Annotated in this window: 18 protein-coding genes; 13 read left to right on the top strand and 5 right to left on the bottom strand. The window is 38.5% G+C overall.

Annotated elements, in window-relative coordinates; genetic code table 11:
* Positions 1-54 precede the first annotated feature (54 nt).
* Complete coding sequence (locus QM481_RS08385) at positions 55-510, bottom strand: sterol desaturase family protein (RefSeq protein WP_166550915.1); 456 nt, start codon at positions 508-510, stop codon at positions 55-57.
* Between the two features lie 263 nt (positions 511-773).
* On the opposite strand from QM481_RS08385, the gene QM481_RS08390 reads away from it, so the two are divergent.
* The 5 genes from QM481_RS08390 to QM481_RS08410 all read left to right on the top strand — a co-directional run bounded on the left by QM481_RS08390 (position 774) and on the right by QM481_RS08410 (position 11,104).
* A complete protein-coding gene (locus QM481_RS08390; RefSeq protein ID WP_283381409.1) occupies positions 774-3,407 on the top strand; it encodes a valine--tRNA ligase in 2,634 nt (877 codons plus the stop codon).
* Between the two features lie 419 nt (positions 3,408-3,826).
* Positions 3,827-4,219: a hypothetical protein gene (locus QM481_RS08395; RefSeq protein ID WP_283381410.1), complete on the top strand. Its 393-nt coding sequence runs from the start codon at positions 3,827-3,829 to the stop codon at positions 4,217-4,219.
* A gap of 326 nt (positions 4,220-4,545) precedes the next feature.
* Complete coding sequence (locus tag QM481_RS08400) at positions 4,546-8,874, top strand: CusA/CzcA family heavy metal efflux RND transporter (protein WP_283381411.1); 4,329 nt, start codon at positions 4,546-4,548, stop codon at positions 8,872-8,874.
* Positions 8,867-10,021 carry an efflux RND transporter periplasmic adaptor subunit gene (locus tag QM481_RS08405; RefSeq protein WP_283381412.1) on the top strand — a complete coding sequence of 385 codons (1,155 nt, stop codon included), beginning with the start codon at positions 8,867-8,869 and terminating at the stop codon, positions 10,019-10,021. The genes QM481_RS08400 and QM481_RS08405 overlap by 8 nt, the downstream gene beginning before the upstream one ends.
* 309 nt (positions 10,022-10,330) lie before the next feature.
* Entirely contained in the window at positions 10,331-11,104 is a 774-nt protein-coding gene (locus tag QM481_RS08410) for a hypothetical protein (RefSeq protein ID WP_283381413.1), read from the top strand.
* Positions 11,105-11,281: 177 nt separating this feature from the next.
* Here the strand turns inward: QM481_RS08410 and QM481_RS08415 are convergent, their stop codons facing one another.
* The 3 genes from QM481_RS08415 to QM481_RS08425 form a co-directional block, all read right to left on the bottom strand.
* Complete coding sequence (locus QM481_RS08415; RefSeq protein ID WP_166550907.1) at positions 11,282-11,854, bottom strand: cytochrome c oxidase subunit 3; 573 nt, start codon at positions 11,852-11,854, stop codon at positions 11,282-11,284.
* A gap of 34 nt (positions 11,855-11,888) precedes the next feature.
* Positions 11,889-12,701, bottom strand: coding sequence for a 4-(cytidine 5'-diphospho)-2-C-methyl-D-erythritol kinase (ispE, locus tag QM481_RS08420; protein ID WP_283381414.1), 813 nt, complete (start codon positions 12,699-12,701; stop codon positions 11,889-11,891).
* Between the two features lie 110 nt (positions 12,702-12,811).
* Complete coding sequence (locus QM481_RS08425; RefSeq protein WP_283381415.1) at positions 12,812-13,645, bottom strand: glycerophosphodiester phosphodiesterase family protein; 834 nt, start codon at positions 13,643-13,645, stop codon at positions 12,812-12,814.
* Positions 13,646-13,909: 264 nt separating this feature from the next.
* Between QM481_RS08425 and QM481_RS08430 the strand changes: the two genes are divergently transcribed.
* From QM481_RS08430 to QM481_RS08450, 5 genes are all read left to right on the top strand, one after another.
* Positions 13,910-16,351: a penicillin acylase family protein gene (locus QM481_RS08430; RefSeq protein ID WP_283381416.1), complete on the top strand. Its 2,442-nt coding sequence runs from the start codon at positions 13,910-13,912 to the stop codon at positions 16,349-16,351.
* 56 nt (positions 16,352-16,407) lie between these two features.
* Positions 16,408-16,779: a hypothetical protein gene (locus tag QM481_RS08435; protein ID WP_283381417.1), complete on the top strand. Its 372-nt coding sequence runs from the start codon at positions 16,408-16,410 to the stop codon at positions 16,777-16,779.
* A gap of 237 nt (positions 16,780-17,016) precedes the next feature.
* On the top strand, positions 17,017-17,619 hold the full coding sequence (locus QM481_RS08440; RefSeq protein ID WP_166550902.1) for an OmpH/Skp family outer membrane protein: 603 nt from the start codon (positions 17,017-17,019) through the stop codon (positions 17,617-17,619).
* Positions 17,620-17,950: 331 nt separating this feature from the next.
* On the top strand, positions 17,951-18,406 hold the full coding sequence (gene smpB, locus QM481_RS08445; protein WP_095160986.1) for an SsrA-binding protein SmpB: 456 nt from the start codon (positions 17,951-17,953) through the stop codon (positions 18,404-18,406).
* Positions 18,407-18,527: 121 nt separating this feature from the next.
* On the top strand, positions 18,528-19,547 hold the full coding sequence (locus QM481_RS08450) for a CobW family GTP-binding protein (RefSeq protein ID WP_283381418.1): 1,020 nt from the start codon (positions 18,528-18,530) through the stop codon (positions 19,545-19,547).
* 42 nt (positions 19,548-19,589) lie between these two features.
* Here QM481_RS08450 and QM481_RS08455 read toward each other — a convergent pair whose 3' ends face one another.
* Positions 19,590-20,459, bottom strand: a complete 870-nt coding sequence (locus QM481_RS08455) for an AraC family transcriptional regulator (RefSeq protein ID WP_166550900.1) — start codon at positions 20,457-20,459, stop codon at positions 19,590-19,592.
* Positions 20,460-20,769: 310 nt separating this feature from the next.
* Here QM481_RS08455 and QM481_RS08460 point away from each other — a divergent pair, with 310 nt between their 5' ends.
* From QM481_RS08460 to QM481_RS08470, 3 genes are all read left to right on the top strand, one after another.
* Positions 20,770-21,684: a dihydrodipicolinate synthase family protein gene (locus tag QM481_RS08460; protein WP_166550999.1), complete on the top strand. Its 915-nt coding sequence runs from the start codon at positions 20,770-20,772 to the stop codon at positions 21,682-21,684.
* Positions 21,685-21,942: 258 nt separating this feature from the next.
* Positions 21,943-23,409 (top strand): aldehyde dehydrogenase (NADP(+)), encoded by a 1,467-nt coding sequence (locus QM481_RS08465; RefSeq protein WP_283381419.1) that lies wholly within the window; start codon positions 21,943-21,945, stop codon positions 23,407-23,409.
* Positions 23,410-23,729: 320 nt separating this feature from the next.
* Complete coding sequence (locus QM481_RS08470; RefSeq protein ID WP_166550898.1) at positions 23,730-24,731, top strand: 4-hydroxyproline epimerase; 1,002 nt, start codon at positions 23,730-23,732, stop codon at positions 24,729-24,731.
* The last annotated feature ends 79 nt before the right edge of the window (positions 24,732-24,810 follow it).

Here is a 24,810-nt window from a genome sequence, read left to right on the forward strand (position 1 = left end):
GTTTGAGAAAATTCTATTAAACTCCGCACTCCTAGCTCCGCATTCCGCACTAGACTAGATTCTTTCCTTTCCTCCTTCGTATTTTTTTGGAGCATACAAAAAACCAAATGCTTCTGCTCCATCGCGTGTATGTACTTTGTGGTGAATAAAGTGGGCACGCATAATCCTTTTCATATATTTGCTTTTGGCGACGTATTTAATTTTGAGACGACGATGAACAATAATATCATGGAAAATAAAGTAAAATGTGCCGTAAAGCGCCACACCTAGCCCTATCCAGAACAAAAACCATAACTCTGGCACCAAATCCCCTACTATAATTGTAACAGTAGAAACAAGACCAAATACCACCGAAAACAAATCATTTTTTTCAAGTACTTCATTGTGATGCACATGATGAGATTCATGCCAATTCCACATGATTCCGTGCATAATGTATTTATGAGTAAACCACGCAAATCCTTCCATGAAGAAAAACGTGCCGAAAAACAATCCAAGTTTGAGTAACATAATTTTGAGTAGATGTCTGGTTAAAATCTAAAGGATTAACCAATAAAGAAATATAATTGTTTGGTGAAGATACACGCAGATTTATAAAAAGCGTACTCTTGAAAATCACTTTATTAGCCTGCCATTGCGTCAAAATCCCTATCTTTGCAAACTAAAATTTGTTAGGCAAGATAATCTAAGCTTTTGGTATTCATAATTTTTATCCTAAAACCATGTTATTGAAGGCTGAACTATTTTGCCCAATGCAATAGATTCATACAAATATGATTTCAAAAACGTACACTCCACAAGAAATTGAAGCCAAATGGTATCAATATTGGCTTGACAACAAGCTATTTGCATCCAAGCCTAATCCTGATAAAGAACCTTATTCAATAGTCATTCCACCACCAAACGTCACGGGCGTTTTGCACATGGGACACATGTTGAATAACACCATCCAAGACGTCCTTATTCGTAAGGCTCGTATGGAAGGTAAAGAGGCTTGTTGGGTGCCAGGTACTGACCACGCTTCAATCGCAACAGAAGCTAAAGTCGTGGCGATGTTGAAAGAGAGAGGTATCGAGAAAAAAGATATTACTCGTGAGGAGTTTTTGGAATATGCTCACGAATGGAAAGATAAATACGGCGGTATTATCCTTGAACAGTTGAAGAAATTAGGTGCTTCTTGTGACTGGGATAGAACTCGCTTTACCATGGAGCCATCTTTGTACGAAGCTGTAATTGATACGTTCGTTCGTTTGTACGGAAAAGGACAAATTTATCGTGGCGTTCGTATGGTTAACTGGGACCCACAAGGTAAAACAGCTCTTTCAGACGAAGAGGTAATTGAAAAGGATGTTCAGGCAAAACTTTTCCATATCCAATATCCAGTAGTTGGTGCTGAAGGTGAGTTTTTGACGATTGCTACTACACGTCCTGAAACCATCATGGCCGATACTGCTATCTGTGTGAATCCAAACGATGAACGTTACGTAGCATATCATGGTAAATCAGTAGAGATTCCATTGTTGGGTCGTGCTATTCCTGTAATTACAGACGAATACGTAGCCATGGATTTTGGTACAGGTTGTTTGAAAGTAACACCTGCCCACGATTTGAATGACTACGAATTAGGCTTAAAGCATAAATTACCTGTTATCGATATTTTGGATGACGCTGGTTTCTTGAATGAAAAAGCTGTCCTATATGTTGGTCAAGATCGTTTTGCGGCTCGTCGCAATATCGTAAAAGATTTAGAAGAGGCAGGATTCTTAGTAAAAGTTGAAGAATACAAATCAATCGTTAAAACTTCAGAACGTACTGGCGCTGTAATCGAGCCAAAATTGTCGTTGCAATGGTTCTTGAAAATGGAAGACATTTCAAAACCAGCACTCGAAAACGTAATGAATGATAACGTTAAGTTGTATCCTTCAAAATTCAAAAATACTTACCGCTCATGGATGGAAAACGTACATGACTGGTGTATTAGCCGTCAGCTTTGGTGGGGACAACAAATCCCAGCCTTCTATTTGCAAGATGGTACTGTAATCGTGGCAAAGAACAAACGTGAAGCATTGCGTAAAGCTCAACACGAATTGCAATTGTTTGCCTTGACCGAGGAGGATTTGACACAAGACCCAGACGTATTGGATACTTGGTTCTCGTCTTGGTTGTGGCCAATATCGGTATTTGATGGTATTGAAAATCCTGAAAACGAAGATATTAAATACTACTACCCTACCAATGATTTGGTAACTGGACCAGATATTTTATTCTTCTGGGTAGCTCGTATGATTATCGCAGGTTACGAATGGCGTGACGAATTGCCATTCCGTAATGTGTACCTGACAGGTATTGTACGTGACAAGCAAGGTCGCAAAATGTCCAAATCATTGGGTAACTCTCCAGACCCATTAGATTTGATTGCGCAGTACGGTGCCGATGGCGTTCGTACGGGCTTGTTGGTTTCAGCACCTGCGGGTAATGACTTACTTTTTGATGAAAAACTGTGTGAACAAGGACGTAACTTCTGTAACAAAGTTTGGAATGCATTCCGTTTGGTAAAAGGCTGGGAAATTGCTGATGCAGAACAACCAACAGGTAATACATTAGCGATTAAATGGTTTAACTCAAAAATCAGTCAGGTTGTAATTGAAGTTCAAGACCATTTTAGCAAATTCCGTATTTCGGATGCCTTGTTATCGATTTATAACTTGATTTGGGATGATTTCTGTGGACAATACCTCGAAATTATCAAACCTGCTTTTGGTTCACCAATCGACCGCGCTACGTATGATGCTACTATCGAGATTTTTGAAAAATTAATGGCTTTGGCTCACCCATATATGCCATTTATTACCGAAGAAATCTGGCAAGCAATTGCAGAGCGTCAAGAAGGTGAAAGTATTTGTCGCACGGCTTATCCAGTAGCTGGCGAAATCGATACACAAGTCTTGGCTGATTTTGAAATCTTGTTCGGAATCGTTTCAAAAGTGCGTGATACTCGTAATACTAAGCAAATTTCACCAAAGACAGAGTTGCCATTGGCGATTAAAACCGAAGATGTAGCCCGTTACAAACAATTAGAATCTATCATCGTGAAGCTTGCTAACACCTTTGCGATTGAGTACGTTTCTAGCAATGTTGAAAATGCTATTTCTTTTGTATTAAAAGCTGATGAATTCTTTATTAGTCTTGAAGGAGAACTAGACGTAGAAGCAGAATTAGCAAATGCTACCAAAGAGTTAGAATATAACTTAGGATTCAAAAAATCAGTAGAAGCAAAATTGTCAAACGAAAGATTTGTCAACAACGCCAAACCTGATGTAGTAGAAAAAGAACGCCAAAAGTTAGCTGATGCCGAGTCGAAGATTAAGGCATTGGAAGAGACTATCGCTCGTTTGAAAGCAATGTAAGATTATGCATCTCATATAAAAGCCCCTTGTAAGGTATTTTGCCTTACAAGGGGCTTATTTTTATCATAATTTCAAAACAGCTATTTTAGAGCTTCCTTAGAATCGTTATAAATAATTAGCCAGATTTAGGACGTTTGACATAAAATCGGCTAAAAAAGACTTATCCACAATTAGGGGCTTTTCCACAGTGGACAAGTTTGCAATGTGGATAACTTTTGTGGAAAATTGCTGTTTTTTCATTAAAAACGGATAGATACGGTTATAAAACTGTCTGTTTTTCAACATTTTTGTAAAAAGAAGCAATAAGATTAAACTTTTTCATCTTATTTGGCTCCAACCAAAAAATAAAAATAATCCAATCTAGAAAAGTTTTTATGGCGAAATACTTTTGGATTGGATTTAACAACTACCTTTGTTTCATGAAACAAATTATTGCCATATTTCTAAGTGTCACAATCCTTTTGGGAAGTCTTTTTCCAAAGGTAGATACTTTGCAGTTGGCAAAAATAGGCGAGTTAGTGAAGCATTACCAGTGGCATTGCAAAACTGAGAAGAACAATATGAGTTTTTTGAGCTTTTTAGCAATGCACTATTCGGCAGCCTCAAATCATACCAAAACTGCCAAGCACTCGCATTCACACTTGCCTAGTCTGGACTCTCAGGCGGTTCATGCCTTTTTGCCATCCTTTTTTCAGCAAATTTCGTTGAAATTTAAGCCCATTATTAAGGGTTTTGTTGGTCCCAACTTTGCTTGGCAAAACCTTTACGACTTCCTATTAGCCTCGTCGCTACTCAATCCACCCCGATTCTAATCGAATATCTTCCTTTTATTTCAAATTAACATTCTCGGCTCTTTATTGAGAGAAAGTGAATGAGCGATTTGCTATTGAGCATTTTGTGGCTAAATACGTAGATGAATTTTAATAATCTCATCCAAACTTCATGTATTTACCCTTTTCTCAATAATCAGCATGACTATAAGTTTGAGTGTAGTAATGAGTTTAAACGATTCAAATCACTACACAGCCCTCCTACTTGTATTGATGTTTTGAGAGATTCATAAACGATTATAATCACTCAGTCGCTCCATCACCAATTCACTCAATAACCAGCCTCACTACCTTTATTTTAAAAACTAATGATAGATTCATTAATTCGATTCAGCATAAATCAAAAGCTGATTATTGGATTATTTGTCTTGAGCTTAATTGCTTGGGGTGGAATTTCCTTGACTCAGCTTACCGTAGATGCCCTGCCAGATATTACATCTAACCAAGTGCAGGTAATCACTCAATCTCCCGCTTTACCTGCTACTGAGGTTGAAAAATTTATCACTATTCCACTAGAAATCTCATTAAGAACTGTTCCAAATACGAAGGAAATTCGCTCTTTTTCGAGAATGGGCTTGTCAATTATTACGGTAGTCTTTGAAGACGACGTACCTATAGAAAAAGCTCGTCAGCAAGTAACTGAAAAGCTTAAGGAAGCCGAACCTAATCTAATTGCAGGAGCTGGGCGTCCCGAATTAGCACCTATTACGACAGGGCTTGGCGAATTTTATCAATATACGCTGGCAGTTGATCCAAAATTTAAAAATAACTATTCTCTCACCGAGCTTCGTACGATTCAAGATTGGATTGTGAAACGACAATTGCTTGGTATCAAGGGAGTTGTAGAGGTTAGTTCTTTTGGCGGAAATCTAAAACAATACGAAGTTGCCATTAATCCCGAACGCCTTAGTGCGGCCAATATTACCCTAAACGAACTGTTTACGGCGTTACAAGATAATAACTCGAACTCGGGTGGAAGCTATATCGAGAAAGGTACAGATGCCTATTTTATCCGCTCGGAAGGGATGGTAAAAAATGTCGAGGACATTGGCAATATCGTAGTGGCTAATCGCGGAGGGCTTCCTGTATTAGTTAAAGATGTGGCTACCGTACAGTTTGGACACGCGGTTCGTTATGGAGCAATGACGCGTAATGGCGAAGGAGAGGCTGTTGGAGCGGTGGTATTGTTACTCAAAGGCGCTTCGGCTCAGGTCGTAACTCAAGACGTAAAAGCTAGAATCAAAGAAATTCAAAAATCACTTCCAGAAGGTATTACAATTCAACCTTTCTTAGATCGTAGTAAATTGATTGACAAGGCAATAGGTACCGTAGAGAAAAACCTTGTAGAAGGTGGTTTGATTGTGATTTTTGTCTTGGTTTTACTCTTAGGAAATCTTCGTGCTGGGCTTGTGGTAGCCTCTGTGATTCCTCTATGCTTGTTGTTTTCATTTAGTATGATGAACCTCTTTGGCGTATCGGCCAACTTGATGTCATTGGGAGCTATTGACTTTGGGTTGATTGTGGATGGCGCCGTGATTATTGTCGAAGCTATCATTCATCATTTACACGAAAGAGCTCAGAAGTCAGGAACACATACCCTAACGTTGACGCAACAAGAAATGAATGACGAAGTATATCATTCTGCCGTAACAATTCGTAAGTCAGCAGCTTTTGGAGAAATTATCATTTTGATTGTGTATTTCCCGATATTAGCCTTGACGGGTATTGAAGGAAAAATGTTTAAGCCCATGGCGCAAACGGTTGGTTTTGCCATAATCGGAGCCTTGATTTTATCATTGACTTATGTCCCAATGATGTCGTCTTTGTTATTGAGTAAAAAAGTCAATTTGAAAGAGACAATTTCTGATAAAATCATCAACTTTTTATACAAATTCTACGCCCCTATTATTCGCTGGGTATTGCATCATAAGGCGGTGGTAGTTGGTGGAGCAGTGGCGATGTTTGCGGGTAGTTTATTGTTATTTAATTCATTGGGTGGTGAGTTTATTCCAGAGTTAAACGAAGGCGATTTTGCGGTTGAGACGCTTTTGCATAGCAATGCTTCTTTATCGCAAAGTATCAAAATGAATAACCAAGCTCAACAAATTATACTTCGTGAGTTTCCAGATGAGGTAAGTCAAGTGGTATCTCGTATTGGAGCATCCGAAATTCCTACTGATCCTATGGGAATCAATTCATGTGATTTAATTATTGAATTAAAAGACATGAAGCACTGGAAAAAAGCAGAAACGATGGAAGAGCTTTCTGCCAAAATGGATGATGCCTTGTCAGAATTACCTGGGGTAAATTTTGAATTTACACAACCTATTCAAATGCGTTTTAATGAGCTAATAGCAGGAACGAAATCTGATGTTGCGATTAAGATTTTTGGAGAGGACTTGGATATTTTATACCAAAAAGCACAAGAAAGTGCCAAGCATATTGCCAAAATCGAAGGTGTTGGAGATTTGAAAGTACAACAAATTGAAGGCGTTCCGCAAATGGTAGTTGATTACAATCGTGAGAAAATAGCTCAGTATGGTCTTAAAATAAAAGAGCTCAACGCTCTTGTTAAGACTGCTTTTGCTGGCGAAGAAGCAGGTGTTGTATATGAAGGAGAAAAACGTTTTGGGTTAGTAGTTCGCCTTGATTCTGCGTATCGCAAAGATTTACAAAATATCAGCGATTTGTATGTTGATTTACCCAATGGTGGCAAAATTCCTTTGTCGCAAGTAGCCAATATTTCATACCAAGATGCTCCTACCGAAATTGCTCGTGATAATGCACGCCGTCGTATTACAATTGGGATTAATGTTCGTAATCGTGATGTCGAAAGTCTAGTACATGAAATTCAACAAGTATTAGACAAAAAAGTGGAACTTCCTGCAGGCTATAACTTTGTATATGGAGGAGCTTTTGAGAACCTCAATGCCGCCAAAAGTCGTTTGGCAATAGCGGTTCCAGTTGCGCTATTTCTCATTTTTGCTTTACTGTTTTTTACTTTTAATTCTCTCAAAGAAGCGCTTATTATTTTTGCTGCTATTCCGCTATCTGCTATTGGCGGTGTAATGGCGCTATGGCTTCGTGGAATGCCGTTTTCGGTGTCGGCAGGTATTGGTTTTATAGCTTTGTTTGGTGTAGCTGTACTCAACGGGATTGTATTGATAGCCTATTTCAATAGTCTCGAAAAGCAAGGCATTACTGATATTTATGAGCGAATTATTGAAGGAACTAAAACTCGTTTTCGTCCTGTGGTAATGACAGCCGCAGTAGCCTCTTTAGGCTTTTTGCCAATGGCACTTTCACATTCGCCAGGTGCTGAGGTACAACGTCCTTTGGCAACGGTAGTTATCGGAGGGTTGATTTCTGCAACGTTATTGACCTTAGTCGTATTGCCTGCTATTTATAGTCTAGCAGCCTCTAGAATAAAAGTAAAACCTTCGGTAGTAATCATTATTGCACTGTTAGGCTTTGGGGTAGGAAATACTACAAATGCTCAAAATTCTCCAGTGCTAACGCTTGATCATTGTATTGAAAAAGCGATTCAACAAAATCAGAGTTTACAAGTAGGAAAACTAGAGATTTCAGGAAATAGGGCTTTGGAAAAAACAGCAAAGGACTTACCCAAAACCAGTTTTGATACCCAATTTGGTCGTACACAGACGTATACAAACAATGATGTGACTTTTAGTTTGGGACAATCATTTGCCTTTCCATCTTTGTATAAAGCACAAGAGAATTTGTTGAAAAGTCATACAGCTTCGTCCGAAAAGCGTTTGAATATGACAAAGAATCAAGTAGTAGCAGAGGTAAAAAGTTTGTATTATCAAATTTTACTCAATACCCAAATACTCAAGGTGGTTCAGCAACAAGATAGTTTGTACCAAAGTGCTTTCAAGGCGGCGTCTTTACGCTATCAAACGGGTGAAACCAATTTACTCGAAAAGGTTTCGACCGAAACTCGTTTGCATGAAATCCAAAATAGAATTCAAAGTATTTTGTCTGATGAAAAGAGTCTATATCAGAGTCTTTCATTTTTGTTAAATATTCCTGCTGATTTTGTGATTGATACGCAGAACAATATGCAAAAACCTTTGCAACTTCAAATAACAGAATTGAGCAATAATCCATATCTGGAATTGCTTAGACAGCAAATTGAAGTAAGTCAATTACAAACAAAACTCGAAAAAGAGCGTTTGAAACCTGATTTTAAAGTTGGGATTACCAACCAGAGTATTGAGCGAAACTATAACCAAAACTTTGTTCAGGCAGGACTCAATTTTCCCCTTTTTGCGAAGGCACAAAAGGCACGTATTAATGCAGCAGGTATCAACGAGCAAATTGCTAAAGAAAGTTTGTATCTAGCCGAACAGCAAACTGCCAAGCAATTACAATCGCTAAAGATTCAGCTAGAAAAGCTAAGGAAATCAGTACAGTATTATCAAAGTTCTGCTATTCCACAGGCTAATTTGATGATTAGCACTGCGCATAAAAGCTATCAAGCTGGAGAAATAGAATACGTGGAGTTTGTCCAAAGCATTACGCAGGCTTGGCAAATCAAAGAAATGTATTTGAGCGAAGTCCATAATTTAAATCAAGTAATTATCAATATCGAAACTCTTGTAGGCCATGAATAAGAAAGCCCCTATATATATTGCACTTTTGTCGAGTTTACTTTTATGGAACTGTTCAAAAGACCCCAAATCTGAAGCAAATGCTGAATCGACAGCCGAAAAAGTAGTCGATATCGTTCATGTGAGCGAGGCACAAGCCAAAAATATTCAATTACCAGTAGGTGGTTTTGAACAAACCATTGTAGGCGAAGAGGTTACTGCTAATGGCAAGGTAGAAGTGCCGCCACAACAAATGATTTCGGTGAGTGTTCCGATTGCAGGTTTTGTCAAAAGCTTTAGCCTATTGCCAGGTACGCCCGTTCGTAAAGGACAAGTGCTAGCAGTAGTACAGAGTATGGAATATGTTCAGCTACAACAAGAATATTTGCAAGCCTTGAGCAAACAAAAATTCCAAGAACAGGATTTGAGTCGCCAAGAAACCCTGAACCAAGAAAATGTAGGTTCAAAAAAGAAATTGCAACAGATTGATTCTGAGTATCAGACAGGTAAAGCAATGATAAAAGGCTTGGAAGAAAAACTAAAGCTGATAGGATGTAATATCGTTAAGCTCAAAGCTGGGAATATTACGCCCTCTATCAATGTGATTTCTCCTATTAATGGTGTAACCAAAATGGTTTATGTCAATATTGGAAAAAACATCGCTCCTACCGATGTCATGATGGAATTAGTGAGCCGTGAGCACATGCACTTAGAATTGAATGTTTTTGAAAAAGATGCTAATAAAGTGCAAGTAGGTCAAACATTATTACTCGAAAATCCGAGATTAGCAGATAAGCCTTTAACAGGAAAAGTGATTTTGGTAGGACAAACCATCGAAGGCCCAACCAAAGCTATTCTGGTTCATGGACACTTGGATAATGAAGTACTAGAGCAGAAACTAGTGGTGGGTCAGTATGTCAATACCAAAATTTTGACGGGTAAAAAAGCCGTACAAACCTTACCTGAAGATGCTGTTGTGCGTCGTGGAGAAGGCGGTTTTATCTTTGTAAGACTCAAAACAAATAGCTATCAACAAGTACCTGTAAAATTAGGAATTACAGAAAATGGTATGGTAGAAATCATCCTTGAAAAAACGCTTCCATCAAAAGAAATCGTTAAAGCAAATGCTTCTATTTTACAGGCTATGCTAGCAGGAGGCGAAGGAGAATAGTAGGGCGTTTTATTGAAACATGAATCTTTAGCAGTAGAGACGCGATGCTTTGCGTCTAAAAAGGGGTCGAAAAAATAATTTTCGACCCCTTTTTTTGATTTAGATACGATTGAGCTTTAGACGCAAGCATTGCGTCTCTACAAGTAATCATTCATCTACTCAATCTTAATTTACTAAATACCTCACAAGAGTAAGTTGCTGAAAATCAAATGTGAATATATCTTTCCACTTACTCAGAAACCTCCTGTTTTTTTGTAGAACGCTTCATAATGAGCTATTTTAGTTTTGTATTAATCCTAAACTCTCAGTATGAAAACGCTCATATATCTATCTTTTTTCTTTATGTCTTTATCTGAAACGATCGCTCAAAATTTTATTGGTAACTGGCAAGGACAAGTTCAGGGCAGTGGAGGTGCTTTACAAGCCGAAATGTCCATTTCAAGTGCTGGGAATAACCAAATTGTTGGCCAACTACATGTACACTCAGGTGCAAATCTTGAAAGCTATGAATTAAAATGTACTGTCAATACCTATAATGCATCTGGTACGCTTTCATACAAAGATGGAACCGTATTTGGTCTCGAAATGATTTGGCAAAACAACACGATCCAGCAACAAATTAGTTATAATAATCAGGTTATTCTACAAGGAAGCTTTTCTAAGAAAACAGAGGCTACAAAGCCTGCTGCCACATCTACAAAACCTGATGGATTATTTCGTGACCCTAACCTTGTCGGTACATGGACGCACCACGAAAATTACTCGTCAAACGGTGGGTTCTATGGTGGGAGTAGTACTTCCATCGTTCTCAATGCCGATGGGACGATAGACAATGGTGGCTCGAGCGCTTACGTAAGTGGACCTAATAGCTCTGGAAATTCCTCTGGCGGAGATAACTCTGTAATTGCTCAAATCAAAGCAGCGGGAGCACGTTGGTTTACCAAAGGGAATATGTTGTACTGGCGTATTACCATTAATGGCAAAGTCACAGATGTGCCCAACTCGAAATACTACATCGAAAAAGGTGCTTTACTGTTGACGGATTATAACACGGGTAAAAAAATGCTGTATTACAAGAAATAAGTATTACCGCAACATAAAATCGCATTAGTAAGCTTTAAGCGGTAAGCCGTAGGCATTAGGCAATAAATGTATTCATGATTTTATTAGAAACACTTTTATACCTTCAGCAATAGGGATAGCGCTTAATGCCTATTGCGAGTAAAATTAAAATTATCGCTCACAATTCAGCATTTATATCTAATTCTGCCACCATAGATACAAAAATAGGATTACCCAGAGAATATCTACAAAATGCCAATAGAACACGATTAAGTTGACTTTGAGCTGATTGGGAGGATTGACCGAATACACAAAAGATTCTACATAAGAGAGCCTTTTGAGTGATTCAATAAAGATTTTCACCAAAAAAATCAATCCCACAACGATATGAAGAATATGTAGTCCCGAAATCATGACAATAAATCCTCGGGAGGTTCGAATCGCTGAGTTGGCATTGAGTTCAAACAACTCCTTCCAACCTAATAGCTGCATGACAATAAAGCAAATACCAAGGGCGAGCGTGCTACCCATATAGAATCGATAGCTTTTAAAATTGTGCTTATCAAAACTCCATTCGGCAAGATATAACGTAAGACTGCTGATGAGCATTAATAAAGTACTTGCCCAAAAAATTTCAGGCAAAATCAGTTTACCAAAACCAGCTTCGGGTCTGCTCAAAATGGTATAGAATACCAATAAGCCCAAAAACAATAAGCCACTTCCAAACATGGCCAACTGTAGCATAAACTTAAACGGTTCTTTGCGTTGCATAATTTTAACTTGAAGGAAGGCAATACCTCTGTACTTATTCCAAAGGACCTTGCCAAACCATATATTCTTTAAATGCTTGTTTTATTGCTGGGGTATTTTCAAAAATACCAAATACCGTTGAACCTGACCCTGTCATACAGGCATATTCAGCTCCAAGGCTATAAAGTGTATCTTTGATTTCTTGAAGTACAGGATATTTGGGCGTAAGACTCGTCTCAAAATCATTTAAAATAGCGTCTTTCCAAGTATCTAATGGCTGAGATAAAGCTATTTGTAAATCAACATTGGCCGGTTTAGGCTTAATAGAACCGTATGCTTCGGCTGTTGAAATATGAATATTGGGATTGACCAATACAATATATTTCCCTTTTAGTGAAACAGCTATTTCATCAAATTGGTCTCCTTTTCCGAAACAATATTTTGGTTTATTTTCGATAAAAAAGGCACAATCACTCCCCAACTGACTCGCATACGCCTGCATGGCTTTATCGTCAAGACCTAAACTAAACAATGAGTTGAGTGATTTAATGGTAAATGCACAGTCTGCCGACCCTCCTCCCAAACCTGCTCCAATTGGTACAACCTTGTGTAAATGAATACGTACAGGAGGCATTTCTGGAAAATCCTTTTTGAGTAAATGATAGGCTTTCAAACAGAGATTTTGACTGGCATCTCCAGGAATATCAATACCTGTACTCTCAAAACTCAAAGTTTCTGCTGGCAATATCTCTAGCGCATCGCTCCAACCCACAGGATAAAAACATGAACTTAAATTATGGAATCCATCAGCACGTTTCTCGGTGATATAAAGCCCTATATTAATCTTAGCGTTGGGAAAAGTCAGCATTTTGAGTAATTCTAATAAGTTTAATGTTTAATAGTCACAAATATACTAGAGGTGTAGGTTAAGTCTATACGCTCTAATTCAAGTCTCAGACTAATTTTTTGTAAAGTTTATCAACTTAAAATATCATCTATCCTATTCGGATAATCAGTGATAATTCCATCGACACCCATTATAATCAAACGACGCATATCTTCAATTTTATTAATCGTCCAAGGCACCACACGAATTCCTTTTTGGTGACAAATCTCTATTTTACCCTCTGTCAAACTTTTATAATACGGACTGAAAAAATCAGGTAAAAATCCCAACTTTTCTAAAGATGGACGAACTCCTTCATTAGTCACCAAAGCCGAAAGTTGTACTTTAGGATAAACTCCCAAATCCATTTGTTGTTTGCAGTATTTCAAAATATTAAAGTCAAAACTCTGAACAATAATATGCTCAGGATTAATATTTTTCAAGATTTCAAATACTTTGTCACAAAATACATTTACCTCTTGAGGCTGGCTAATCCCATATTCTCTCTCTTCAGATTTTATCTCAATATTATACCCAAAATCAGGATATTTTTTGCGTTGAGTTTCACAAGCCTTTAACATTTCGGCAAGTAAAGGTTTGTGAGCTGCCATTGGCTTTTGTTCTGGAAATAACTTATTCCCTCTTTGACCAACATCAAAACTGCGAATTTGTTCATAGGAAAGTTGAAACAAATTAAGGTTTTTCTCTTCGCTTTTACGCACCGCTTTACCTGTTGGATAAGAAGAAAAAAGTGAGTTGATATACGGCTCGTGTGAAACTACTACATCGAGATCCTTACTCAGACAAACATCTAATTCCAGATAGTCAATAGGATACTTCAAAGCCTCCAAGAAGGCTGGAATAGTATTTTCTGGTAAAAGTCCTCTACAACCTCTATGTCCTTGAAAAATAATGGATTGTATCATGATATAACATGGGATTTTATATGTTTTTGCAAAAAAGACAATATATTTAAGCTAAAGTGCTACCCAATAGAAGCTTTATTTCAAGAATAGCTTGTTAAGAATTAAAGCCTATCTTACTGAAAAAGCATTGCTAATTACTCAATGTAATCAATCTACTAATTGTTCTTCTGTTTCTAATGTTTATATTTATAAAAAATATTGCAATTGTTCAATTATTGAACGCTGTAAACTTACCGATTCACCAAACTAAAACGCAAACACCCAATGAAAGTTGTTAAAACTCTTGTCACTGTTGGAATTACTGTAGGTCTTTGCTATGCCCTAAACCGTGGCTGGGGAAATATTCCTCCGATGGGAAATTTTCTAAGTCCATTTACAGGCTTCTGGACCAATGCCGAGGCTATTGCTCCCAAATCTGAGCCTCAAATATTAAATATCCCAGGCTTGCAAGACGAAGTTACGGTAGAGTATGACGAAACTGGTGTGCCGCATATTTTTGCTCAAAACGACCACGACTTGTATTTGGCTCAAGGATATGTTACAGCCAAAGACCGCCTCTGGCAAATGGAATTTCAGACTCATTTTGCCGCAGGTCGCTTAACTGAAATCGTGGGTGAAAAAGCCCTTGAGCAGGATCGCTATCAACGAAGAATGGGGTCGGTTTTTGGTGCAGAAAAATCATTCGAAGGAATGATGGAAGATCCCAAAGGCAAAGTAGCACTTGAAGCTTATTCTGACGGGATCAATGCCTATATTTCTCAACTAAAACCAAGAGATTATCCCGTAGAATATAAATTGTTAGGCTATGCTCCCGAACCTTGGACTCCCATTAAAAGTGCTTTGTTTCTCAAAAATATGTCATTTGTCCTTGCGTCTGGAACAGACGATTTGCGCATGACGAATATTTTAGGGAAATATGGTAAAGCCATAGCCGAAGAGCTTTTCCCTAACTATCCTTTCAAAGAAAGCCCCATTATTCCAGAAGGAACGCCTTTAGATTTTAAACCAATTCCATTACCCAAAGCTCCTGTAGATTTTGTTGGAATGGGAAGTAACAAAGTAGCCGAAGAACGTGACAAAGGAATAGGCTCCAACAACTGGGCTGTAGGTGGCGAAAAGTCTGTGACAGGCTTACCTATTTTATCAAACGACCCTCACCTTACCTTGAGTTTACCATCTATTTGGTATCAAGTTCAGTTGACTGCGCCAGGGGTAAATGTTTATGGCTCCACTATGCCAGGAACCCCCAATGTAATCATCGGTTTCAATAACGATATTGCGTGGGGTGTAACCAATGTTGGTGCCGATGTTGTAGACTGGTATCAAGTAAAATTTAAGGATGCTAAGAAAGAAGAATATTGGCACGACAACCAATGGAAAAAAATCCAAAAACGAATAGAAACCTATACCGTAAAAGGTGGAAAAACAGTAGTGGATACCGTTCTTTATACACACCATGGTCCTGTAGTGTATTTGGATAACGAAAAGCCTATCCGTGACAATATCCCGACTGGTCACGCCTTGCGTTGGATTGCTCATGAAAAATCACAGGAATTGAGTGCTTTTTATCATCTGAACCGTGCCAAAAACTATGATGAATATGTGAAGGCTTTAGGGTATTATTCGGCACCTGCCCAAAACTTTATTTTTGCCAGTAATCAAAACGATATTGCCTTGTGGGTCAATGGGAAATTCCCACTAAAAGCTCGTGAGCAAGGCAAATACATTTTGGATGGAACCAACCCTGCAGCTGATTGGCAAGGTTTTATCCCTCAGTTGCATAATCCACATGTGAAAAATCCTAAACGTGGTTTTGTGAGCTCTGCCAATCAGTCTTCAACAGACCCTAAATATCCGTACTATATCAACTGGGAGTTTGCCCCTGCCGAGCGTGGACGCCGTATCAATACTCGTCTACAAACCATGAACAAAGCAACGGTTGATAGTTTGAGAGAATTGCAAAACGACAATTATAACCTTAAGGCAGAAGATTGGTTGCCAACGATGTTGAGTTTTGTACAAAAGCCTTCCCAAAAACAAATGGCTGCGGTACGTGTATTACAACTCTGGAACAAATTCAATAATCCAGATGAAATAGGACCAACGATATTTACGGTTTGGGTAGAATTACTGAACAACGCTATTTGGGAAGACGACTTTGGCTATGACAAAAACATTCCAATGAAATCGCCATCGCATGCACGTACACTTCAGTTAATCTTAAAGCAACCAGATGCTAAATGGTTTGATGATGTAAGAACTAAAGATAAGAAAGAGACCTTGACAGAATTGGCCAACGTGACACTTAATGCTACAATCGATAGCTTGACAAAATGGCAAAATGCACCAATGGGAACCGCTTGGGCTTGGGAAAAATATAAATCAACAGACATAAAACACTTGATTCCGGGCTTAGATGCTTTGAGTAAAATGGATGTTAAAATCGGCGGTGGAAGTGGAATAGTCAATGCTACAACGGGTCGTACGGGACCATCTTGGCGTATGATTGTACAGTTAGGCAAAGACAAATCGGTAAAAGGATATGGCGTATTTCCTGGTGGACAGTCAGGAAACCCAGGAAGCCCACATTATGACGATATGATCGAAACTTGGCGTAAGGGAGAATTAAATTCTTTACTTTTCTTACAAAACAAAGAAGAAAAAAGTGAACGAATCAAACAAACCTTAGTCTTGAAAAAGAAATAGTAAGAATCTCCATTCATGTCATTTTACGATGTTTTATTCAAAATAGTAGAAAGCAAATGAGCGCATTTTCAAATAACAAAATATTCAGTCCTTTTGCAGGGCTATTGTTGGCTTTGGTCATCTTATTTCAATATTTATTACCATGGTGGTCTATGGCTTTGGCAAGCGCTATTGCGGCGTTTTTATTGGCAGGTTCGGCAGGAGGTGCTTTCCGCATTGGTGCATTCTTTAACATACTCGTTTGGTTAGCTATAGCTTTCTGGAGCCATTGGCGAAGTGAAGGTATTTTGACGACCAAAATTGCAGGAGTTTTACCTTTGGGTGGCAGTGCTATTGCCCTATTTGTAGTGACTCTTGTAGTAGGAGGATTAATCGGCGGTTTAGGAGCATTAAGTGGTTTTCAGGTAAGGCAATTAATAAAGAAATAAGGGTAGAATTCCCCCTTCTACTTCTAAAAGTAGCTATTACCAAACCTCAATTTGCATTTTTGGGTCAAGAATGATTATCTTGTCAAAGATTAGCATCAGATAGATAGGCAGTCACCCACACCAATACCATGCTGAGTAACAGTGAGAAAACGATGGATAATTCCTAAAAAAAACTATCTTTGCGAACATTTTTTAACAAGTATCATCTGATTTATCAATACTATTAACAATTTAAAAATGAAAAAATTATCCCTAATTTTGTGTGGAGGTTTGGCAATTGCAACAACTTTATTCTCTTGTAACAAAGGCGAAGAAAAAGCAAGTACAGCTTCTTCATCTTCTGCTGCAATCTCAGTTGACGGAAAAAAAGTAGTTTTTGTAAATACAGATTCTTTGTTGACGAACTATCAATTTTACAAAGACGCTCAAAAAGAATTTGAAAACAAAGGTTACCGTTTGCAAGTTGATTTAGGTCAACGTGAGCGTGCACTTCAAACTGAAGGTTCTGCTATCCAACAACGTGCTCAAGCAATGACTCAAGCAGAATTGCAAGCAGCAGACATGATGTTGAGAAAGAAAGCTGGTGAATTGCAACAATACAGCCAACAAAAGCAAGCTGCTTTGGCTCAAGAGCAAGCTAAAAAACAAGAAGAACTTTATACAAACATTCGTGAGTATATCAAAAAGCACAATGCTGAGAACAAATACGAGTTTGTTTTAGGTTATAGTTCAAATGGTGGTGGTATTCTATATGCTGACAACGCAGTAGATGTAACACAGCAAATTATCGACGGTCTTAACAAAGAATACGCTGAGAAAAAAGGTGCTGCTAAGAAATAATCTTATTTGCCCGACTTAGCTATAAGTCTTTTGCTCATAAAGCCATACAGCCATAAACTGTATGGCTTTTTTTGTCATACCTAGAGCAAAAAACTATTTATGAAATTGAAATGAATGAGATAAATCTCTTATTAGGGCTGTACGAATGATTTCAAACTATTGCAGATTTGGGATTTCTGATTTCGGAAATAAAGTAAAATACCTTTGTTTTTTGCAAAATATAGAAGATTATACTTCCGAAATCCAACATCCGATATCCGAAATAAACAGTTTTTATAATCCTTCGAGTATCAACCTCTCATTCATCATTCACACAATCACAATTAAAAAAATGGGAAAAGAAAAAATTGAAAAAAGTATTAACATCAAAAACAAAAGAGCCTCTTTTGAATACTTTTTCCTAGAAACCTATACAGCAGGAATTATGCTCATGGGAACCGAAATCAAATCTATTCGTCAAGGAAAAGTAAATCTTACAGATGCCTATTGCGTGTTTTTGAATGAAGAGCTTTTTATCCGTCAGATGAATATTTCGAAATATAGCGAAGGAACTCACTACAATCACGAACCTCTTCGTGATAGAAAGCTGTTGTTAACCAAACGTGAGTTAGGAAAGCTACAAAACAAACTAAAAGATCAAGGTTTAACCATGGTTCCCACACGTATGTATATTTCGGATAGAGGTTTTGCAAAAGTAGAAATCGCACTAGCGAAAGGTAAAAAGCTTTACGATAAACGTGAAACCATTAAGGAAAAAGATGTAAAACGTAATATGGAACGAGAATAAGTGTTGAATTGTGAGTGCTGAGTTTTGAGTTGTCCTTTGTCCTTGCCTAAAAAGCTTAAACTCACAATTCACCCATTCGTAATTCATCATCAAAATGCACGTTTCCGTAAAAGATAAAATTATGTTGGAAAGAATACCAGTCAATTTGATTACTGGCTATTTGGGAGTTGGAAAAACCACCGCTATTGTCAATCTGCTCAAGCAGAAGCCAGAAGACGAAAAATGGGCAGTATTAGTCAATGACTTTGGAGAAGTATCAATTGATCATCTTACGTTAGCATCCGAAGGCGACAAGGAATTGCAAGTCGTGGAAGTCGAAGGAGGCTGTATTTGTTGCTCAGCAGCACAAAATATGCACTTTTCGCTTCAAATGATGCTCACACGTTTGCGTCCTAATCGCATTTTGATTGAACCAACAGGGATGGGGCATCCAGCGAGTATTTTGGATTTGCTACGAAGCCGTGCCTTTTCCAACGATATCTATGTTGACACCACAATTTGTATCTTGAATCCAGCACAATTGAGTCGTGAGCGTTATCAAACCGATGGCACTTATCTCGACCAGATTTCTCTGGCAGATGTGTTGGTTGCTAATAAAACTGATTTGTGCACCGAGGAGGAACTTGAATTTTTTTGGGAATATGCCGATGAGATATATCCACCCAAATTAGTGGTCGATAGAATTGAGCAAGGACGTCTAAAGCCAGAATGGCTAAGTTTAGGAATTGATGAAAATCGTTTACCTCAATTCCCAAATGAGCATTTAGAGCACGAGTCGCCTGTAGAAAATCATACGACTCAATCCGTTTTATTTCAACAAGTACCAAGAGTAGGAAAACCCCTCATGAAACCCAACAAAGGCTTGGGAAGTTATTCATGTGGCTGGATTTTTTCGCATAAAGAGGTATTCAACCTCAACAAACTTAATATGTTGATAGTACGCTGGTATTTTGACAATAAAATTCATCGAGCAAAAGGAATCTTACGAACAGGCGAAGATTGGTATTTGTACAATTGCGTAGAAGGTATGCCAACGAGCCATTATTTAGCCTACAGAAGAGATAGCCGTCTAGAGCTTATTTCGTCAGAGCCACTCGATTGGAAAGCATTACAAGTACAAATTCAGGAGTGTATTGTATGATAGATAACTATAGCATATTCAAAACTTAACATTCCCAATTCCTCACTTAAAAAACTCCTCCAAATACTCACTTGGGGATTTGCCCTTGATGCGTTTGAAGATGCGGTTGAAGTTGGTAATACTATTAAAACCACAACTGTAAGCTACTTGCGCAATACCAATGGGAGATTCGTTGGTGAGTTTTTTACAGGCTTCATTAATACGGACTTCATTTAGGAACGATAAAAAGGTATGACCTGTGTGCTTTTTGAAATATCTACAAAAAGCATGCGGAGTCATGTGCGCTTTATTGGCTGCATCTTCGAGTGTAATAGGCTTTTCAAATTCTTGAATGATAAAATTATAGATATTACTCATTCTCAAGCCCTCGTTTTCACTGTAAAGTTTTGGTCTTGAGCCTTCCGAAAGTGCATCCAGTGGTTCTATGCTAGAAATTAGCCTCAGTAAATCCATAAAATGAATCATTTGCTCGATACCGATATGTTCGTGAATGAGCATCATTTTTGTCGAAATCTCCTCCGCTTTTTCTGCTGGTATCTTAAATCCGTTGGGATTTTGTTGTAAAAAGCGTTTTACATTGAGCATTTCGGGTAAATTAAACAAAGCCGCTAATGGTCCATGAGGATTAAAAAATAGTACCAAGGCTTGAATCTCTAATTCGCTTTTAGGTAAAAAATAGCTCGGATCACTCTTAAACATGTGCGGTTGATTGGCACCCAACCAAAAAATATCATTCGATTTGAAGGTGTGCATATTATTATCCGCAATCAAAGTTCCTTCACCTTGTTGCACCCATGTAATCTGTATCTCCTCATGTCTATGCAAATGCGGATAGAAATACGGCATGATGTCCTGCTGAACGATAATCGTATGATCGTGTGGTACGGGAATAGTAAATTGTAATACTTTCATTTGCTCATTAAATACTATTTAAAAGGATTCAACGTCTGTCTTGGTTTTGAATCTTCAGGTACTCAATCGATGAGTCTATCACAAAATAACATTTAACCTCCGCTACCCAAATCCAATACCCAAAAGCTAAAATTAGTTTGCCTTCATGCTACCCGAACACTCTTTTCTACTAATTAGCTAAATATAAACAACTTTATAGACATATCACACATAAATAGGTTAATATCTGGCTACAATTGATTAAAAATCAACCTTTGACCCGCTTATGTTTTGGGTAATTTTGATAAAAAACAACAACAGAACTATGGCAATCAATTGGCAAGGCGTATTTCCCGCTGTGACGACAAAGTTTGGTGCAGATGACCAACTTGATTTTGAATTATTTGACAAAAACTTGCAATTCCAACTTGAGGCAGGTGTCGACGGTATCATTCTTGGCGGAACCTTAGGTGAGGCAAGTGTACTGAGTCTAGAAGAAAAAGGAGCGTTGGTAAAGTTTACCGTTGAAAAGGTAGCTGGACGTGTTCCAGTAGTTTTAAATATTGCTGAAGGAGCTACCAGAGATGCAATCCAATTGGCTAAACTAGCCGAAGAATGGGGCGCAGCTGGTTTGATGATGCTTCCTCCTATGCGCTACAAAGCTGATGACTTCGAAACAGTAGAATATTTCAAAGCGGTAGCCAATTCAACTACACTTCCTATTATGATTTACAATAACCCTGTAGATTATAAAATTGAAGTAACATTGGATATGTTTGCTGCCTTGGCTGAGTGCGAAAACATTCAGGCAGTAAAAGAATCTACACGTGATTTGACCAACGTAACCAGAATGCGTAACCGTTTTGGCGACAGATTCAAAATCATGTGTGGTGTAGATACCATTGCTATGGAACAATTGGTGATGGGTGCTGATGGATGGGTTGCAGGTTTGGTATGTGCCTTCCCTGAGGAAACAGTGGCCATTTATAAATTAGTAAAAGCTGGTCGCTACGAAGAAGCTCTTAGCATTTACCGTTGGTTTATGCCATTGTTGGAACTAGATATTCATCCAAAATTAGTACAATACATCAAGTTGGCTGAATCAAGAGTTGATTTGGGTAGTGAAGCGGTGCGCCCACCACGTTTGGTACTTAGCGGTGCTGAAAGAGAACGCATTTTAGCACTTATTGATGGCGCTATTGCTATCAGACCAACTTTGCCAGATTATAAGGCGATTGTATTATAATTTGGGGATTTGAAGATTTGAAGATTTGAAAATGTATCGTTTAGTTATTTTCAAATCTTCAAATTAACTCATTTTCAAACTTAAAAAGGCTGTACTCGACCTTTGGCTATTAGATTAGAGGTGATGAAGAGGATAGTCTTTTGTCTATTATCGTTTGAGGATTTGAAATTTTAAAAATGTGTCGTTTAATTATTTTCAAATCTTCAAATTAACTCATCTTCAAATCTTGAAGATTAACGCATTTTCAAATTTAAAAAAATGTCTCAAATCATTTCAACGGTAATGCAACAAGCACAAGAGGCATTTGAGCATTATCGCCAAGTATCGGGTAAAAACCGTGCTATATTTCTAGAAACCATTGCAGAAGAAATAGAAGCGTTGAAAGATTCGTTGGTGGCCATTGCACATCAAGAAACTAATCTTCCATTGCCAAGGCTTCAAGGAGAAATTGGACGAACAACAGGTCAATTACGCATGTTTGCTCGTCTTGTTGCCGAAGGCTCTTGGGTAGAAGCCTGTATTGATACAGCCAATCCTGACCGAGTGCCTCCTAAGCCAGATACTCGCAAAATGCTTGTTCCGATTGGCCCTGTGGCTATTTTTGGCGCTAGCAATTTCCCTTTTGCTTTTTCTACCGCAGGCGGTGATACCGCAAGTGCATTGGCTGCTGGTGTTTCGGTAGTAATTAAAGCGCATCCTGCCCATCCTGAAACTTCAGCATTGATGTTCTCAGCGATGGAAAAAGCCATTTCACGTTGCCAAATGCACCCTTTTACGATACAACATCTCAACGATGCTAGTAACGAAACAGGTAAAGCGTTGGTGATGCACCCACTTACTACGGCGGTTGGTTTTACAGGCTCGCAAGCTGGTGGTAAAGCGCTCAAAGCTTACGCCGACCAAAGAGAGGTTCCTATTCCTGTCTTTGCCGAAATGAGTAGTATCAATCCTGTAGTTTTATTCCCTGAATCATTAAACCAAACTAATACAACGTTAGCAAAAACCCTTGCAGGTTCTATTTCGCTAGGGATGGGACAGTTTTGTACCAAACCGGGCTTGCTTTTGGCGATCGATAGTCCTGCATTAAGTACTTTTTCAGATACCTTAGAACAAGAGCTTACACAGGTTGCCTTGCATCCTATGTTGCACTCTGGTATTGCAAAAGCCTTTGATAAAGCACGCTACACTATTACATCGCAAGCAGGAGTAGCTTCTGAAGCTTCTCTGGCTGTGGTTGAGGATTTAGAAAAACCTACTCCTAGTCTTGCGAAGGTTTCAGCAAAGGATTTCATCGAAAATCCACTTTTACATGAGGAAGCATTTGGGCCTTTTGCTTTACTTGTGATTTGTCAAGATGTACAAGAACTTTCACAAGCCCTCAAAGCACTTGGTGGACAACTAACCACAACATTGATGGCGACAGAACAGGATGTTGAAAACTATCCTGAAATATTGACGCTACAATGCTCTCTAGCTGGTCGTGTGCTTTTAAACGCCGCCCCAACAGGTGTGGAGGTTGCAGGTAGCATGGTTCATGGAGGAGCGTACCCTTCCACTTTCGACGCTCGCTATACTTCGGTAGGTACAAGCGCCATTAAGCGTTGGGTTAGACCAATTTGTTTACAAGGATTCAAAGATTGGATGTTACCAGAAGAATTAAAAGATGGTAATCCATTAAAAATTTGGCGTTTGGTCAATGATACATTTACCAACGAAACAATTTAGTTAGTAAGTTAATGAATGATTACGTGATTAGTTATTACTGCTTAGGCACTCGAAATTAGCGACTATGAGCTTTTGACTATTAGGTGTATGTATGTGGAAAACCTTTTACTGTCGACTACTCACTGTTCAATATAATCCTTTCGGTGCCTTTGCCGTAATTTTAAACATTGGAAGTGGAGTCTTTTATATTTTGTAAAAATTAAAGGTATTTTACTTTTTTCCGAAATCAGAAATCCCAAATCTGAAATAGTTGGAAATCTTTCGTACAGTACTAATTCACAACTCCCAATTCAGCACTCATTCTTACCCCTGATAAAACTATGAAAAAAACATTTTTTTGTGTAGACGCCCATACTTGTGGTAATCCCGTGAGACTAGTGGCAGGAGGTGGGCCTGTGCTTGAAGGAAGTAATATGAGCGAAAAACGCCAGTATTTCCTTCAAAATTACGATTGGATTCGAAAAGGGCTTATGTTCGAGCCTCGTGGTCATGATATGATGAGCGGAAGTATTTTGTATCCTCCTCATGACCCAGAAAATGACGTAGCGGTATTGTTTATCGAAACAAGTGGCTGTCTGCCCATGTGTGGACATGGTACTATCGGAACAATCACTATTGCCGTAGAAGAAGGATTAATCACACCAAAAGTAGAAGGAAAAATCCGTATGGAGGCTCCTGCTGGTTTGGTGTTAATTGACTATAAACAAGAAGGAAAAAAGGTTAAAAGCGTAAAACTCACCAATGTATCTTCTTTCTTAGCAGCTACCGATTTGAGTGTAGAATGTCCTGATTTAGGTCCTATCAAGGTAGATGTTTCGTATGGTGGTAACTTTTATGCCATTGTTGATGTTCAAGAGAATTTTAAAGGCTTGCAACATTACAGCGCTGACCAGCTTATTAGTTGGAGTAGAACCTTACGCAATCGTATCAATGAGCAATATTCTTTTGTGCATCCCGAAAATGATACCATCAAAGGTTGCTCGCATATCTTGTGGACTGGCGACGTATTAGACCCAACCTCTACAGCTCGTAATGCGGTATTTTACGGAGACAAAGCCATTGACCGCTCGCCATGTGGTACGGGTACTTCGGCACGTATGGCACAATGGTATGCCAAAGGTAAATTGAAGAAAGGGGATGAGTTTATTCATGAAAGTATCATCGGTTCAAAATTCATTGGAAGAATAGAAGAAGAAACGACCGTAGGAGGAAAGCCCGCCATGAAACCAAGTATAGAAGGCTGGGCAAGAATCTATGGCTACAATACCATCAATATCGACCCAGAGGATGATCCTTATGCTTATGGGTTTCAAGTACTTTAGCATTAATGTTGAGTGGTGAATTGTGAGTTGCGAATTCAAAATGTAAGATTTTAATTATCAATACCTTGCACCCACAATC

Source organism: Flectobacillus rivi, assembly GCF_030056655.1.
Lineage (GTDB): Bacteria > Bacteroidota > Bacteroidia > Cytophagales > Spirosomataceae > Flectobacillus > Flectobacillus rivi.